This is a genomic window from Streptomyces luteosporeus (assembly GCF_039532865.1).
GTDB classification, from domain to species: Bacteria; Actinomycetota; Actinomycetes; order Streptomycetales; family Streptomycetaceae; genus Streptomyces; species Streptomyces luteosporeus.
Genome location: NZ_BAAASL010000015.1, coordinates 13,306 through 29,332, shown reverse-complemented (window position 1 = coordinate 29,332; position 16,027 = coordinate 13,306). Strand labels below are relative to the sequence as shown.

The window sequence follows — 16,027 nt, the reverse complement described above, 5'->3', positions numbered from 1 at the left end:
TCCCCGAGCTCGTCGCCGCGGCCGCCCGCGACCTGCCCCCACCGGTGCTTTTGGACGGGGAGTGGTGGTGTGGGCGGAGGGCCGGCTGGCGTTCGACCGGCTGCAGCAGCGGGCCCGGCACACCGGAGCCGCCGCGGCCCGCATGGCCGACGAGAACCCGGCTCAATTCGTGTGCTTCGACCTGCTGCACGAGGCCGGCGAACAGCTGCTCTCCCTCCCCTACACCGAGCGGCGTCACCGCCTGGAGCAGCTCTTCGAGCGCGCGCGGCTCGGCCCGCCCTGGACCCTTTGCCCCATGACCACCAGCCGCGACGAGGCCGAGCGGTGGATGACCCAGTGGGCCCCGGTAGGCGTCGAGGGCCTGCTGATCAAGGACGGCACGTCCGCCTACCGCCCCAACGCGAGGGGTGGCTCAAATACAAGCTGCACAGCAGCCACGACGTCCTCGTCGGCGGCGTGACCGGCACTCTGCGCCAGCCGGCCACCGTGCTCGTCGGCCGCCGGGACCCCACCGGCCGCCTGCGCTACCTGGGCCGCAGCACCCCCGTCACCGGCTCGCTGCGCCCGGAGCTGGCAGTACACCTCTCCCCGGGCCGTCGCGGGCCACCCCTGGCAAGGCGGCACCTTCTCCTCCGGCGTGTGGGGGGCAGGGCGGGAGTCGCTGGAGGTGACCTTGACCGCGCCCGGACCTGGTCGTCGAGATCGCCGGCGACGTGGCCCGAGACGCCGCCGGGAGATGGCGGCATCCCGTCCGGCTGGTGCGTGTACGGCCCGACCTCGCCCCGGAAGAGACGCCACCGCCCGGGTAGTGACCCGACACCTCGCCGCCTGCCGCGCCGCGGAGCGTCATGCGGCTCGCGCAGGCTTGGTGCGCTCAGCCTCGGCGAGCCCCCAGCACACCGGGCACAAAGCTCGGGCACCCGGGCCATATCGACAACATGGACGGCGGCACCGTGCACAGGGGCCGACCTGCGACGGAGGGCAGGTCGGCACGGGCGCCTTGTCCGGTTCTGCAGTGGTCACGGCTAATCCTCTCGATTCAGCGCGGCATCGGTTCTTCGCCGTCTGCACGCCCGCTCGCAACCGTCGGCCGCCCCCGGCGAAGGGAGTACAAGATGCACGCTCGAATAATTGTTCTATATCGTGAAGGGTAGAACGCCCCGGGGTACCGGAAGGGGGGCCGACGGCCGGAGGGAGCTGTGAGCGCCGGAATGAACATGCACGAGCCACCTGACCCTGCCATGGCCGATCCTGTCGGCGACGGTATCTCCGAGCAGACCCCGAAACCCAGACTCTGGGTCCGGCTCCCCGATGGTCAGAAGATGAGGGGGCGGCTGCTGCGCAGGTGGCAGAGCCGCCAGGGGCAGTGGTTCTACACGGTGTCGCTCACGCTGTGGGCCCACGCCCAGGTAGACGGCCGAGACGTCGCCGAGCCCGCCGATGTGATCTGCCACATCCCGGCCACGCAGGTCGAGCAGGTACCCGACGAGTCGTATGACGGCGTGCCGACCCGCCGGCACCCAGCGGCGATCGCCCGGGCCCGCAAGGGACACAAAGCCCCCGCCCGGCCGCCCCAGCCGGAGGGACGTGGGCCGTGGCCGCCGGCACGAGGGGACAGCACCGACCGGTGGCGCATCGAGCAACCCGTCAGCCATACAGCAATGCAGGTCCACGGCGCACGGTCGTGCACCATGCCCAGTGCTTCCTCTCCAGCGGGCCCGCCGGGCCTGCCGACCTCACCACAGCCCAGGCGCAGGAAGCCCTACGCCAACCCGGGGCCGAGGCGTGCACCATATGCGGCGCGGCCGGCCTGCTTCAGCAGCAGCCCACCAGCCAGGGCTGACCCCCGCGCAACCTCCGAGGCCGTTCGCGATCTCTCTGCGGAGACTTTCGATCTTGCTCAGGCAAAGGGCCGTTGGTGAAGTGCTCTTGTGCTTCACCTCCCTCCATAGCCGAGCCCACCGATGCGGCAGCAGGAAGGCCCGGTGAGAGCAGATCTCGCCGGGCTTTTCTGCTGCGCGACGGGGTTGTCCGCAGTTACCGTCGTCCGTCATGGACATGAGGACGCTGCTCTCCCGGTACGGCGAGCAGGCCACGATAGTGGCGCTGGGCTGCGGGCTCGCGGCACTGCGCTGGTGGACGGAGCCACGCGCCACTGGCCTGATCACGCTTGCGGTCGTGGCCGGGGTAGTACGGGCATGGTCCGGGTTTTCCCACTTGGGCCGCACGCTGTGGCTGGGCGCAGCCGGACATGACATGACCTGGCGCGCCTACCGCGACCCCGACAGGACGGTGGCGAAGGACAGGAGTCGCGACAAGGACTTCGAGTTCCTGGTCAGCCAGATGTGCCGGGTCGAGGAACGGGTGGAGGCATTCGCCGGCGAAACCGGAATGAGGCGGATATCGCTCTCGGTTGCCGGCGGGCGGATCGGCACGTGGGACGACGCGTCCTCCGTCCGCCTGGGACGGCGCGGGCATGTCACTCTCGGGCACATCTGGCTGTGGCCCGAGCGCCATGCCGTGATGCCGTACATCCTGGAGCACGAGCTCGCCCATCTGCGGCGGCACGACTCCCACACCAGGCTCGCCGCCGAAGTCATCGGGGTGGTGCTCATGGTGCTGTGTACGGGCCTACTCCCACTGGGCCGGGCTGCCGGAGTGCTGGCCGGGCTGGGGGCGCTGTGGGTGGCATACCTGTGGTGGTCCGAGGTGGCCTGTGACCGAGCCGCGGCCCGCCGCTGCGGCCGCGAGGTGGCGGTCGCGTCCTGGCAGCAGGCGCTGGAGGACGCCCGCCACGTCCCCCCGGTCCGGCGCCTAATCTGCGCATTCTGGGCTCTGCGGTCTCACCCACCGCTGCGCCTTCGGCTGTGGCTGTCCCGCCTCGCCCCGCCCGCAGACCGTGACCATGCCATGCCCCTAGCCAGGGAAATCTGACCTAGTTAGCCAGCACGAAACCCCGCCGCCCGAAGGCAACGTCGGAGGTATGACTCGGGTCACCACCAATCGCCGTTGAGGAGGCCCAGTTCTGTGAGGTGCGGACGAGGTGCTCCGCGTCGGCCAGCGGCATGGCCTTGGGCTACGTGCCAGCACTGCCAGGGGGTGACGAGCAGCAAGTGGGTGGCCGAGCAATGCACCCGGCCGCGGGACAGCTTCTTGGGCGAGGGCTGCGACGGTCGGCGCAGGATGATCAGCAAGCCCCGGTTCACGTTCACTCATTCGGACGACCGCCGGTAGATGTGCAACACGTTGGGCCGCAGTTGCCAGGCCACTGTTCTCGCGCGACCTGACGGGCCCGGCTATGGTTGAGAGGACGTTGCGGCACCCTCAGTGACGCAGCGAAGCCCGACACCATGGGCGTGGCGCCGGGCTTCAGGGAGTTCAACCTGCTGTAAGGGTCCCCGCCAGACTTGCGCCGGCGGGGGCTACAGCATGTGCGATACCACCTCCAGCCCCCATCTGGTCGCCGCTCCGGCGACCGCCGCCAGGATGGCGATGATCAGTCGGAGGAACCAGCGGATGCCGGCCCTGGTGAGGTGGGCACGGTTGGTGCTCCCTTTGGCGTGACGGCCCATGTTCTGCGCCGTTCTTCCGGGTGGGCGTACGCCCACGAGTGGTCGGGCCTCCGGCTGGAGAGCCCGGCCATGGGCGCGGCCGGTCCCGGCTTGCCAGGGGCCGCGCCCCAGTCGGGCTCACCACGGGGGTGGCCGACCGGCCGCGAGCGTCCCGGACAGGCACAGTCTCGGGTGTCACACGAGGAGGATGCTACACGCGCCCGGCTGGCAACGCAGCGTGAACGCTGCTGTGGGCTCCCTGCACCAACGGGTCAGGACGCAGCAGACCAGGTGGTCGGCGATGTACCGCGCCGTGCACATCCGAAGCGCGAAGCCGAGCCGGTTGAGCCGAGTGCAGACGATCGCCGCTGAGCCGTAGATGGCGGAACGTTTCTACAGCGACCTCAGCACGGCGACGACCTTGCCTAGAATCGTCCTGTTTTCTAGGCGGAGCGGTGAGTAGGCCAGATTGCAGGGCATCAGCCAGACCCCGTCATCCGCGATCCGCAACTTCTTCACCGTGACCTCGCCGCCGTCCAGGAGCACGGCCACGATGTCACCGGGTTCGGCGGCGCTCTGGCGGCGGACGGTGACGATGTCGCCCTCCCGGATGCCTGCATCGATCATGCTCTGGCCGACGACCGTCAGCGCGAACAGCTCGCCGTCGCCGACCACGTGCCGCGGCATGGGCAGAACCTCCTGCACATCCTGGTCGGTGAGAACCGGCGATCCGGCGGCGATCCGGTCCAGCAGCGGGACCTGGGCCACGGCAGCGGGCTCGGCCTGTTCACCCGGGTACGCATCGTGCGGCGGAGGAAGAGGATGCGTGCTGGCCAGTGCCTGGGCGCGCGGTGCGAGAACGTACGCGCGGGGCCGGTGCGGGTCGCGCTGCAGGAAGCCCATGCGCTGGAGTGACTTGAGCTGATGGGCGACGGAGCTGGTCGACGCCAGGCTCACCGCATCGCCGATCTCTTGCATGGAGGGCGGGTATCCGCGAGTGCGAACGGACTCGGATATACAAGCCAGCACCGCCCGCTGGCGGACTGTCAGACCTTGACTGCCGTCCCCGTTGCCCGGCGGTCGGCCGGGCAGGATCGTACTGGCATGCATGAAATCCCCCCTTGATGATCTTGTGTGCACCGACCGTAACGCCGCCACCAGCGAAAAAGGAAGGTATTTCCGACCAGGGCGGATATGCGTCGCCCGCAGCGTGCCGCGGCCGCGCGGCGGCAAGCCGAAGAAATCAGGCACCAGCCCGAGTGCCAGTGCCGGTACCCCGCCCGAGGTCGTCGCCATCCACTCACGGCACTCGCCGAAGAGCCGGCCTTCGACGTCTACCGCCGGAAGAAGGTCTTCTGGCAGGAGCATCCGACGCGAGTCCCACCGCAGGACAGCCGCTCCCTCTCCCCCACGACCTCCGCCTTCACAAAACAGCGCCCCGCTTCCCCGGCGCCGCCCGGCTGATCACCGGAATCGCCTCACCAGCCGGCTGCCCGCTGCCCTTGCTGAGGATCACCACAAGTCTCCTCCGACTGACAGTAGTTGAGTGTCTCATCCGGTCCACCGCACCCCACTGAGACCTAACCCGATACATCGGCTGGACCAGTCTCACCACAGGGCGACCGCCAGCCTGCCAGGTGCCATCCAGCTGCGGCGGCCGGAAGGACGCCCAACCCGGAGACTGGCACCCCATGCTCACCACCCGCACCGTCGGCTGCTGGGACCTTCGGCTCGCCGCCGGGTGCCCCCACCGCGTCGGCCGCAACCCTGGGGCGGAAGGCGCGGGTGTGGCACCTGGGGCAGGTGAGGTTTTCCGGTTTCGTTGGCAAACCTCCACCTCTGGCGTGCCGGGTCCGGGGGTGACCATGCTGGTCGGTCTCGGCGGCCCGGAACACATATGCCCGCCAGGTGACCTGTGCCTTTCCGCAGTACACCCCCCTTTTCGCTGATGTACTCGACCTGCGTGGAGGACGACCATGCCCGCTCTCGCACCGCCCGCGCGCCCGGTGGCGGCCGACGTGTTCGCCTATGCGGCCGGCCAGATCCGCTCGGCGGCCGCCGCACTCGCCCCCGGCACGGTCGTGCACCTCGGCGCCCGTACCGCCTCGGTGACCACCTACGTCCGCCGGGTCCGTATCGGCGACGAGGAGTTGTTCGCGAAGCTGTCGTTCCTCGGTGTCTCGCTCGTGTCGCTCCTGCGCGGCACGTGCGGCGACTGGGGTGCCGTCCGGGCGCGGCAGTCCGCGTACGTCGCCACCCCCGGGTCGCTGCTCGAGCGCGAGGCCGAGCAGCTGTGGCTGCTGCGCCGCGAGTCCGCCTTACGTGTTCCCGCGGTCGTGCACCACGGGCAGGGGGTGCTGTTCACCGAAGCCGTCGGCGGGCCGACCCTGGAGGAGCTGCTCATCCAGCAGCCGGCGCTGACGGCGGAGCTGCTGGGTACGGTGATGAACGAGCTGGACGAGGGCCTGGCTCGGCCTGGTGTGGTGCGCGGCCTGGAGCGGATCGCGATCGGGGAGCGGGCCATAGATGCGGTCTTCGCCCGTAAGTTCAACGGGCTGTCGGGCCCGGTGTACATGCGGCTGGCCGGGGATGTTGCCGAGGAGATCGCCGCGGTGGTGGCGCGGCTGCGGCGCCTGCGGTTCGCCGAGCCCAGCGACGGCGTCATGCACGTCACCTTCGGTGATCTCAAGCCGGAGCACGTCTTCTTCCCGGACGGCCCCGGTGGCCGGCCGGTGTTCCTCGACCCGGGGCTGGCCCGGGGCCGGGCCGGTACTGACGAGGCCAAGCTCCTCTCCCGCCTCCTCCTGCGCCTGCTGGTGTCCGCGCCGCCGTACGGCACGGTGCGGGGGATCGCGGACGGCATCGCGGAGTTCGTAGCGACCCGCACGCTCGGCATGGAGCGTGGCGCACGCCAGGCGTGGCTGCGGCAGCTGGTGCTGCTGTGGCTGATGGACACCACGAACATCATCACCACCTACGTGACGGCGCCGCCGGGACTGATGCTGCCCGACCTCGGCGACGCCACCCGGCGCTCGGCCGGCCGAGCGCTGCACGTGATGGACCGGGTGACCAATCTGCTGGAGGCGGGCACGGAGCCGGGCACGGTGTGGCGGCTCGCGCTCGCCGAGGTCGTCAGCGAGGCCGTCCGGTGACCGGCCGCAAGGTGACCGTCGGCGTGGTCGGGGCCGGGGCGATCGGCCAGTCGGTCGCGATGCTGCTCATGGCCACCGACTGGTGCGCCCGCGTCCTGGTCGCCTCCCGCACCGGGGACTCGGCGGCGGCGCTGGTGGCTGATCTCGAGGATCTGCAGCAGGTCAGCGGCTCGCCCGTCAGGGCGCACGCGGTCGAGGTCGCGGACATGGGGGCTTGCGACGCGATCGTGCTCGCCCCGCGCGCCGTGTTCATCAACCGCCGCGAGCGCGACGTGCGTATGGGCGGGCTCTCCGCGAACGCCCCCATCGTCCACAAGCTGGCCCAGGACCTCGGCGGCTACGACGGCATCGCAATCGTGGTCACCAACCCCGTCGACGTGCTCGCACGGCTGTTCGCAGAGACCTCCGGCTGCCGTCGCACCTACGGCGTCGGCTCCCACACCGACAGCGCTCGCTACCGGCTCCTGCTCGCCGAACACCTGGGCGTCCCCGTGGACGTCGTCGACGGCCGGGTGATCGGCGAGCACGGCGACCAGGCGGTGATCTGCGCCTCCACCACCCGCGTGGCCGGGATGCCCGCAAAGGTGCCGCTGCCCACCCTGCGCGCCGCACTCGCCGACCGGCCCCAGCGCATCACCGCCGGCCTGGGCCGAGCCCGCGCCGGCTGCGCCGGGGCCGTGCTCGCCGCGCTGCAGCACACCCTCGGCCTGGCCGACGGACTTATTGAGCTGTCCGTCAGCCACGAAGGGATCTGGTTGGGCATGCCGCTGCACTTCACCGCCGGGCAGCCCAGCGTATGCCTCCCGCCGTTGTCTCCGGGCGAGGCCCGCGCGCTGGCCCGTGCCCGCGCCAAGGTCCGCGCCGCCTACGACAGCCTCCCCGCTCACCTCACCGAAGGAGTACCCACCTGATGCACTCGACGCGTATCAGCGCCGACCACCACGCAGTGACCGTCACCAGCAACTCCGGCTTCGTCACCGACTGGACGCTGCGCTACTTCGGCCCCTGGTGGCACGCCACCAGCGCCACCGCCGCCGACCAGGCCGAGCGGACCGTCCGGGCCGACATCGACCCCGAGGCCACCGAGCTGCTGACCCGCAGCATCGTCCACCTCCCGCACGAGGAGACCGAGTACGCCCGCACACCCATGGTCCACACCCGCACCCCGGAGGGCGCCGTACGGGCCGCGCAGCCCGACCAGCAGCTCGCCTACGAGGCGTGGCCGGCCGGCACCGTGCGGATCGTCGGCGCCGACGAGGTCGCCGTGGCGCTCGCCGCCGCACGGCTCGCGCGCGAGAGCGTGCGCGGGCAGCTCCTTGCCGATGGCTGGGCCATCCTCCACGCCTCCGCCGTCACCCGCGACACCGGCGCCGTCCTGCTGACGCTCGGAAACAAGGGCGCCGGCAAGACCACCGTCGCGCTCACCCTCGCCCGGCAGGGCATGGGGCTGCTGGCGAACGACCGCGTCTTCGTGCGCGGCAGCGTCGACGGAACGGTGAACGTGCTGCCGTGGCCCTCCGCGGCCGCCGTCGGCCTCGGCCTGCTCGACGCCCTCGGCCTGTACGACGAGGTCCGCACCCGCTTCATGGGCGGCGACCGGCTCCACCCCACCCAGGACCAGCGCGTCACCGATGCCCTCCTGGCCGGCAACCGCACCCCGCAGTGGGAGAACGGCCGGGAGCTGAAGCTGCAGCTCTTCCCCGACCAGCTCTCCACGATGCTCAAGCTCACCCTCACCACCCGGGGCGCGGCCGAGCGCTTCCTGTTCCCGCACATCACCCCCGGCTCGGAGCCCGAACTGCTGGACGAGGAGCGGCCGCTGCGGGAAGAGGACTTCTTCACCGCCGCCTCCGAGGACCGCTACCCCGACATCTTCGGGCTGCTTCCCGACAACGGAGCGGCCGGGGTGCGAACCGCGTTCGGCATGCTCACCGGCCTGCCCCGCACCACGTTCCGCCTCAGCCACGACGCGGCCGCGAACACCGACTTCCTCAAGACCCTCACCGCCGAGGAGTAGCGGTCAGCCGGGGCGCCGGTGGAGGTGACGACGACCGTCACCTCCACCGGCGGCCTCTGGCGGAACCGCACCCATCATTCACGATCAACCCCGGCCGTAACCTGCACGGACTTGGGCGATCCTGTGCGCTGTGCGGCCGCATCATGCAGGGGAGACATGAGCATGAGGGCGCCATCATCCATTCCCGAGGTCTCCCGGTTAGTGCGCGCCTGCCAGGCCGCCGGCCGCGAGCATCGCTTCACGCAGCAGGAGAGGGAGACGGCCGAGAAGCTGCTGACCGACCCGCTCGGACTGCGCAGCTTCCTCCACGACTGCCTGGACACCCGCGGCGGGCAGATCCACGTCGCTGGAACCCTCGACCGCCGCCTGGTCCTCATCCAGCGGCCGGATCACTCATGGATCATCGCGGACCTCTCGGGTCTCGCGCACTCCACCCGGTCCTGGCCGGCCTGGACCGACGGGCACGTGAGCATCGACACCCCGGGCACCTGGCTGTCCACGGCCGCGCTCGACGACTACGCCGAGCTGCGGCTCAGCCGCCCGCGCGTCCTCCTGGTCGCTCTCTACCACCCAGAGCACTTCCCCCTGCCCCGCTTCCCTCTGGGGATCTCCGACGTGGCGAGGGCGGCGCGCGCCACGCTCATGGGCGAGGTGTCGCTGGTCGACATGCAGCTCGGCGCGACCCTGCCGGGCATCATCAAGAGGGTCACCACCGAGTCGCCGGACATCCTCGGCATCAGCGCCACGTTCGGTCAGCACGACATGATGACCGAGCTCCTCGACGCGCTCTCCCTCCTCCCGGAACCGCCCCTCGTGATCGCTGGAGGGAGCCTGACAGCCAGGAACGAAGCCCTGCTGCTCGCCCGCTATCCCCAGCTCCTGATCGCCCGGGGAGCGGGCGAGACGACCATCCAGGGCCTCCTCGCCCACTGGCACGGCGACATCGACCGCGAACAGATCGTGGGCATCGGCTACACCGGGGCCCCGCGCGGGGGCGCCCTCGGCCTGGTGCGCCGCCGCACGGCGAAGCCGGTCAACCGCCTGCTGGCCGACGACATTCTGCCGGAGCTCGACTTGCTCCCCTCGACGTTCGAGTTCTACGGCGTCGCCCAGATCGAGGGGTCCCGGGGCTGCACAAACTTCTGCAGCTTCTGCCCGCGAGGGCACAAGGGCCAGTGGGCCGGGGCAGCCCCACAGGCGTTCCCCTGGTTGCTCACCCAGCTCGGCCGCATCTTCGACCGCTACCCGCACATCTCCCGCACCCTGTACCTGGTCGACGAGGAGTTCATCGGGCGCGGCCCGGACGCCGTCGACCGCGCCCTTGGCATGGCTGCCACCTTGCACGCGGCCGGCTTCGCGTGGGAGACGAGTTGCCGGATCGATCAGGTGGCGCGGCCGGACCGCGACGTGGGCTGGCATGCGGAGCGGGCGGCGATGTGGCGCACGCTCGTCGAGCGCGGGCTGCGCCGCTGTCTCTTCGGCGTCGAGTCCGGCGTGGACTCCATCCTGGAGCGGTTCAACAAGGAGACCACCGGGGAGCAGAACGCGCTCGCGATCCGGACGCTGTCCGCCCTCGGAGTACCCACGCGCTTCACGTACATCACCTTCGACCACCTGATGACCCTGGAGGAGCTTCGGGCGACCTACGTCTTCCAGGGCCGTACGGACCTGCTGCTGCGCCCCCTGCCGCACCTGAGCCCCGGCGAGATCGTCGAGGGGGTCCGCGACCCCGACTTCGTCGCCGCGGCATCGACCGGGCGCCCGTTCCACACGGGCATCTCCTACATGCTGGTGTCGATGGAGTGCCTGCTCGGCGCGGCGTACACGCGGCAGGTGCAGCAGGCCGGGCTGGCCGGGGAGGTCCGGCCGGCCATGGGCCGGCAGGACGCCGAGTTCGCTGACTGGCGCATCGGCGAGGCCAGCGAATGGGCGCAGCTGTGGGTCGACCGCAACTTCGCCCTGGACTACACCCTCAAGAGCCTGGAGAAGGTCCTCGACGGCGCGCCGCGGCACACGGTGCGCGAGGCCCGTGTGGTGCTGAAGGACGCCTCGTTCACCGTGCTCGGGCTGATGATCCAGGTGATCGACCGCAGCCCGCTCCACCGGTCCCCGGTGGCCCGTACGGCGCTGCGGGGTGCGCTGCGCGCGGAGCTGGACGCGCAGCACGCCGTTCTGCGGGCCCGCATGGGGGTGGTGGCGGAGCAGGTCGCCCGGTGCCTGCCGGTGGACCACGCGAAGACCCTGGAGCGGGAGTACCGGCGGTGGGAGGAGTCCCGGGAGTGGCGGCTGATCAACGCGGCCGACCCGTGCGGCACCTGAACCGCCGGCCCGAGGGCGCCGGCGGGGGTGGCAGGGGCCATCTCCGCCGGCGCGGTGGCCGCGGCCACCTTCTACGAACCGGTCTTCTCCGGGATGGGCACCCAGTTGAACTCGCTGCAGAACCGCCGGTAGGTCACCAGCTTCCAGTCGGCGTAGTCCTCCATGCGGCCCGCCTCGCGCAGCAGGTGCTTGACCCAGGTGTGGCAGACCCGCTCCTCCAGCGTCATGGTCGCCTCGATCTCGTCGAGCATCCGGCAGGCGACCGCGAAATCCTCTTCGGTGAGGGCCGACAGGTCCACCTCGACGCCCTCCACCTCGAAGGCGAAGACGAGGCGGCTCGTGGAGAACCGCGTCTTGCGCTCGCCCAGCAGCTTTGCGTGGCCGGCGAGGGCCTCGAGGAGGGTCTGCCGCTCGGCGACCGGGTAGCCGATGCCGAGGTCGAGGTCGGAGGACTCAAGGTTCAGGCGGATACCGAAGCTGCCCACATCGCGGGGCGTGCGGCCGGTCCACTCCTTGATGAGCGCTGCGGCCTTCTCGCGCACGCGATGCAGGCGGGGGTCCTGGGCGCGGCGGGCCGCGTAGAACGCGGCGGCCTGGGCGTACTCCTCGTCGGGGAAATCGCCACGGCCGGCCCATCCCTTCTTGGTGATGGCGCCAAGATCGAGTCGGGTGCTCTGCGGGTTCGTCACGCCAGCCACCGTAGCCCCAATGCACCGCGACTTGCGGCAGTTTGCTGGGATATGTACGGAGAGGAGACTGGAACATGACCAGGACGACCGGCACCGGCTTAGCGCCCCGAACCCTCGCCGGGGGCTTGAGGGTCCACCCGGTGGGCATCGGCTGCTGGGCCATCGGCGGCCCCGGCACCAACCTCGGGCTGCCGATGGGCTGGAGCACCGCCTCCGACACCGCGTCCCTGCGCGGGCTCGACGCTGCCTTCGAGCTGGGGGCAAACCTGTTCGACACGGCGGACGTCTACGGCCACGGCCACTCCGAACGGCTCATCGGCCGTTTCCTCAAGGGCGTGCCGCGCGAACAGGTGGTGCTGTCCACGAAGGTCGGCTACTTCACCGGCACCGCCGAGCACGCCTATCACACGGGCCACATGCGCAGGCAGCTGGAGACGAGCCTGGAGAACCTGGGCACCGACCGTCTGGACATCTACTTCCTCCACAATGCCGACTTCGGCCCCGACGACCGCTACCTGGCCGGCGCGATCGAGACGATGCGCACCTTCCAGCGCGAGGGCCTGATCAGGGCCGTCGGCATGCGTGGCCCCCACCGGTACGCCACCGAGCGCGTGAGGGTGCCGAAGGCGGAGCGGGCGGACAAGCACAGCCGATTCCGGCAGCTGTTCGCGGCGATCGAACCCCAGTACCTCGCGGTCCGCTACAACGCGCTGACCCCGGCACCTGGGCCCGGCCAGGTGGACATCTTCGACTTCGCCGCCGCCCACGGCGTATCCATCCTGGTCAACAAGCCGCTGTGCCAGGGACTCCTCACCGGCAAGCACTCCTCCGGCCGGCCGCCCCAGTACGGCGAGGGCGACCACCGGCTCAGGAAGGCGTGGTTCACCCCCGGCGCCCTGGAGATCATCCAGGCGGGCCTGGAACCCTTGAGGGAGCGCTTCGGTGCCAGCGAACGTGCCCTCGTCCGCATGGCCCTCCGCTACTGTCTCCAGCGCGCCCCGCACGTCGCCGTCCTGGCCGGCTTCACCACGCCGGAACAGGTACGCCAGAACCTCACGTGCCTGGGCACACCGCTGACCGACGAAGACCTCGCCGTCATCCGCGACGCCGGAGCGCGCATCCAGCAGGCCCTGGACGCGTCCGGCGAGGTGTTCCTGGACGAGAAGGACGCCCGCCGATGACCGCGCCCGGACAGCTCGCCCTCCTCACCCCCGAGGCCCTCGGACGCCCGCCATCGACCACCCACCTGAACCTGATCACCTGGAACGTGCAGAACGCCTCCCCGGACCGCTCCCGGTCCCAGGCCGGCTGGCTCGCCCAGCAGGAGCAGGCCGACGTCGCGGTCCTGACCGAAGTCGGGGCCGGACCAGGCGGAGACGCCCTCGTCCAAGCCCTTGCCGACAACGGGTACCAGAGCATCGTCAGCGCAGAGCCCGGCGGGGACTACCGCACGGTCATCGCCAGCCGCCTGCCCACCCTCGAGGTCACGCCGCCCGCCAGCTCGTTCCTCGCACACCGCGCGCCGGCGGCTCGGCTGACGATCGGCGAGCATGCTGTGGGGCTGCTCGGCCTGTACGTGCCCTCGCGCGGCCCGAAAGAGCGGCGTAACGAGAACAAACGGGCATTCCAGGCGTCGGTTACCGAACATCTCGCCCAGGCCGTGGACGGCTTCGGCGGCTTGGTCGTCGTGGCCGGAGACCTCAACGTCGTCGAGCCCGGCCACCGCCCCCACCACAAGGTCTTCGGGGCCTGGGAGTACGCCTTCTACCGGGCCTTCGCCGACGCCGGCCTCGTCGACGCCTTCCGCACGCTGCATCCCGACGCGGTCGAGCACAGTTGGTTCGGGCGCAGCAGCGGCTACCGGTTCGACCACGCCTTCGTGAGCGCGGCGCACCGCGACCAGATCACCGCCTGCTCCTACCTCCACGACGTACGCCGCGCCGGCCTGAGCGACCACTCCGCCATGACGCTCACGGTGGTGCTGTAAAGCCGGGTGTAGGCCGGCAGACCGCATCAGCGGACGGCCGGCGAAGGTGCCCCTGCTCACCTTCACCGGCCGGCGTCGATCGCGACAGCGTCGGGTTTGACGGCTGGATCGGAAAACCGAAACCCCTTCCGATCACGGACCGTGCCCGGAAGGATGCACAACGTCCCATTCGCGTGACGGTAACGGGAGGAGCCGCCATGGCCGTTGCTGCTGCTGGCCCCTCGGTCGCCTGAGAGCCGGCAGCCATCCGACATGAGTGCCCCGGACCCCTGGCCGATCCCACCCGACCGGCCAGGGGTCCAGCCGTTGCGCGCCCACCCCTGGCCCCGGAGGTGCCGTTGAAGGCCCGAAAACCCCGCACACCCCAGCACCCGATCTCCGAGAGCGAGAGGCTCCTCTTCAGCGGCACCCTGCGCCACGACAAGGCATGGGCCATCTACGAGGACCCGCTGACGCGGATGTCGTTCTGGTCCATGGCCAAGCAGTTCCCCTCCATGCTCCGGATGATCGCGCGCATCGCCTGGCGCGAGGACCGCCGCGCGCTCGCGCTGCTCCTGGCCGCACAGCTGGCCTCCGGCGCGATGACCGCCTTCCTCCTCGTGGCCACCAACCAGGTCCTCGTCCACTTGTTCGCCGACGGCCCGACCCCCGAGAAACTGCAACAAGCGCTGCCATCGCTGCTGCTGGCCGGGGCATCCTCGGCCGCAGAGGTGCTCCTGGGCTGCCTGATCGTGAAGGTCGAGGGATACCTCTACCCCCGCATCGAACTGTCCTGCGCGACGACGTACTACGGCATGCTCGCCCGCGTCGAGCTGGCGGCCATGGAGGACAAGGACATCCAACGCCAGCTCACCCTGGGCCGGTACGGCACCGACTCCGTCCGGCAGATGCTCGACAGCTCCGTGTGGGTCACCAGCGGCCTGATGAGCCTGGGCGCGGCCGCCGTCGTCCTGGCCGCCCTCCACCCGCTCCTCGTTCTCGCGCTGCTGCTGATCGCCGCACCGCGCTGGTGGGGCGCCGTCGTCGTCATGCGCCGCGCCTACGCCTCCCGGCATGTGTGGAACGACCACCGCCGCGCCGTGGACCAGATCATCTACCCCCTCACCCGGGCCGAGGTCACCCCGGAGCTGCGGGTGCACGGCGCAGGCCGGCTCCTGCTGCGCGCGCAGAAGGACATGGGTGAGACCGCGGCCCGGGAGAAGTCCCGCCTGGCCGGTGCGGAGGCCGGCACCGAGATCGTGGCGGCCGCCATGTCCGGCACGGCGCGCATCGTCGCCTACGGCGTGCTGTGGTGGCTCCTCGTCGCCGGCGGCCTGCCGCTCGCCGCGGCCGGAACGGCCGTCCTCGCGATCCGCTCGGCCACCGGCTACCTGAACCAGGTCGTCCACCAGCTCAACCGCATGTGCGAGGAATCGCTGTACCTCGCCGACATGAACAACGCCGTCAAGCTCGGCGCGCGGCACGCCATCCCCACCGACGGCGCTGCGGTGGAAGGCCCCGGGGTCGAAGTCGTCCTTGAGGATGTCTCCTTCCGCTACCCGAACGCGGAGCGGTACGCGCTGCGCGAGGTGTCGCTGACGATCCCCAAGGGCAAGGTGGTGGCCCTCGTCGGCGAGAACGGCTCGGGGAAGTCCACGCTCGCCGGGCTGGTGGCCGGCCTGTACCTGCCCACGCACGGCACCATCACCTACAACGGCCTCGATGTGCGTGACGTCGACCGCGAGTCGGTCTTCGACAAGGTCGCGATGCTCTCCCAGACCGTCGCCAGCTGGCCGATGACGGTCGGGGCCAACATCCACATTGGCGACGGGGACCGGCCGATGCACCGTGACGCAGTCGTCGCGGCCGCCGAGCGCGCGGACGTCCACAACGTCATCGAGGAGCTGCCCCACCAGTACGACTCGATCGCGGTGAAGGGATTCGAACGCGGCGTGCGGCTCTCCGGGGGCCAGTGGCAACGCGTCGGGGCCGCGCGAGTGCTGTACCGGCAAAGGCACCTGGTCATCGTGGACGAGCCGACCGCCGCGCTAGACGCTCGCGCCGAGGCAGACATGTTCGAGTCGCTTCGGTCGCTGACCGACGACGGCGTCACCACCGTCGTGCTCATCACCCATCGCCTCGCGGCCACCGCCTCCGCGGATGTGATCTACGTCCTCCACGAGGGCCGGTTGCTGGAGTCTGGGTCCCACCGGGAGCTGATGGCCCACAAGGACGGGCACTACCGGGAGCTGTACGAGCTGCAGGCGTCCCAGTACGACACCTCCTCCGAGCCGGGCGCGAAGGTGCCGACCCAGAAGAAATGACGATCAGCA

Annotated in this window: 13 protein-coding genes; 10 read left to right on the top strand and 3 right to left on the bottom strand. The window is 70.6% G+C overall.

Annotated features, from left to right (window positions below):
* The first annotated feature begins 64 nt into the window (after nucleotides 1–64).
* From ABD361_RS20125 to ABD361_RS20120, 3 genes are all read left to right on the top strand, one after another.
* A complete protein-coding gene (locus tag ABD361_RS20125; RefSeq protein WP_344436770.1) occupies nucleotides 65–460 on the top strand; it encodes an ATP-dependent DNA ligase in 396 nt (131 codons plus the stop codon).
* A 1,134-nt stretch (nucleotides 461–1,594) separates the two neighbouring features.
* Entirely contained in the window at nucleotides 1,595–1,843 is a 249-nt protein-coding gene (locus tag ABD361_RS30705) for a DUF6233 domain-containing protein (protein WP_425583270.1), read from the top strand.
* Nucleotides 1,844–2,052: 209 nt separating this feature from the next.
* Nucleotides 2,053–2,934, top strand: coding sequence for a hypothetical protein (locus ABD361_RS20120; protein WP_344436769.1), 882 nt, complete (start codon nucleotides 2,053–2,055; stop codon nucleotides 2,932–2,934).
* Between the two features lie 488 nt (nucleotides 2,935–3,422).
* Here the strand turns inward: ABD361_RS20120 and ABD361_RS20115 are convergent, their stop codons facing one another.
* Together ABD361_RS20115 and lexA are read right to left on the bottom strand one after the other, a co-directional pair.
* Nucleotides 3,423–3,572: a hypothetical protein gene (locus tag ABD361_RS20115; RefSeq protein WP_344436768.1), complete on the bottom strand. Its 150-nt coding sequence runs from the start codon at nucleotides 3,570–3,572 to the stop codon at nucleotides 3,423–3,425.
* 372 nt (nucleotides 3,573–3,944) lie between these two features.
* The gene (gene lexA / locus ABD361_RS20110; protein WP_344436911.1) at nucleotides 3,945–4,661 is read right to left on the bottom strand and encodes a transcriptional repressor LexA; all 717 of its coding nucleotides are present in this window, start codon (nucleotides 4,659–4,661) and stop codon (nucleotides 3,945–3,947) included.
* Nucleotides 4,662–5,527: 866 nt separating this feature from the next.
* On the opposite strand from lexA, the gene ABD361_RS20105 reads away from it, so the two are divergent.
* The 4 genes from ABD361_RS20105 (at nucleotide 5,528) to ABD361_RS20090 (ending at nucleotide 11,039) form a co-directional block, all read left to right on the top strand.
* On the top strand, nucleotides 5,528–6,703 hold the full coding sequence (locus tag ABD361_RS20105) for a hypothetical protein (RefSeq protein ID WP_344436767.1): 1,176 nt from the start codon (nucleotides 5,528–5,530) through the stop codon (nucleotides 6,701–6,703).
* The gene (locus ABD361_RS20100) at nucleotides 6,700–7,614 is read left to right on the top strand and encodes a lactate/malate family dehydrogenase (RefSeq protein ID WP_344436766.1); all 915 of its coding nucleotides are present in this window, start codon (nucleotides 6,700–6,702) and stop codon (nucleotides 7,612–7,614) included. Before ABD361_RS20105 ends, ABD361_RS20100 begins: the two co-directional genes overlap by 4 nt.
* The gene (locus ABD361_RS20095) at nucleotides 7,614–8,720 is read left to right on the top strand and encodes a phosphoenolpyruvate carboxykinase (ATP) (protein ID WP_344436765.1); all 1,107 of its coding nucleotides are present in this window, start codon (nucleotides 7,614–7,616) and stop codon (nucleotides 8,718–8,720) included. Before ABD361_RS20100 ends, ABD361_RS20095 begins: the two co-directional genes overlap by 1 nt.
* Nucleotides 8,721–8,882: 162 nt before the next feature.
* Complete coding sequence (locus ABD361_RS20090; RefSeq protein WP_344436764.1) at nucleotides 8,883–11,039, top strand: B12-binding domain-containing radical SAM protein; 2,157 nt, start codon at nucleotides 8,883–8,885, stop codon at nucleotides 11,037–11,039.
* A 71-nt stretch (nucleotides 11,040–11,110) separates the two neighbouring features.
* Here the strand turns inward: ABD361_RS20090 and ABD361_RS20085 are convergent, their stop codons facing one another.
* The gene (locus tag ABD361_RS20085) at nucleotides 11,111–11,728 is read right to left on the bottom strand and encodes a hypothetical protein (RefSeq protein ID WP_344436763.1); all 618 of its coding nucleotides are present in this window, start codon (nucleotides 11,726–11,728) and stop codon (nucleotides 11,111–11,113) included.
* Nucleotides 11,729–11,802: 74 nt separating this feature from the next.
* On the opposite strand from ABD361_RS20085, the gene ABD361_RS20080 reads away from it, so the two are divergent.
* The 3 genes from ABD361_RS20080 to ABD361_RS20070 all read left to right on the top strand — a co-directional run bounded on the left by ABD361_RS20080 (nucleotide 11,803) and on the right by ABD361_RS20070 (nucleotide 16,018).
* Entirely contained in the window at nucleotides 11,803–12,909 is a 1,107-nt protein-coding gene (locus ABD361_RS20080) for an aldo/keto reductase (protein WP_344436762.1), read from the top strand.
* Nucleotides 12,906–13,715: an endonuclease/exonuclease/phosphatase family protein gene (locus ABD361_RS20075; RefSeq protein WP_344436761.1), complete on the top strand. Its 810-nt coding sequence runs from the start codon at nucleotides 12,906–12,908 to the stop codon at nucleotides 13,713–13,715. The genes ABD361_RS20080 and ABD361_RS20075 overlap by 4 nt, the downstream gene beginning before the upstream one ends.
* 338 nt (nucleotides 13,716–14,053) lie before the next feature.
* On the top strand, nucleotides 14,054–16,018 hold the full coding sequence (locus ABD361_RS20070) for an ABC transporter ATP-binding protein (RefSeq protein WP_344436760.1): 1,965 nt from the start codon (nucleotides 14,054–14,056) through the stop codon (nucleotides 16,016–16,018).
* Nucleotides 16,019–16,027: the final 9 nt, after the last annotated feature.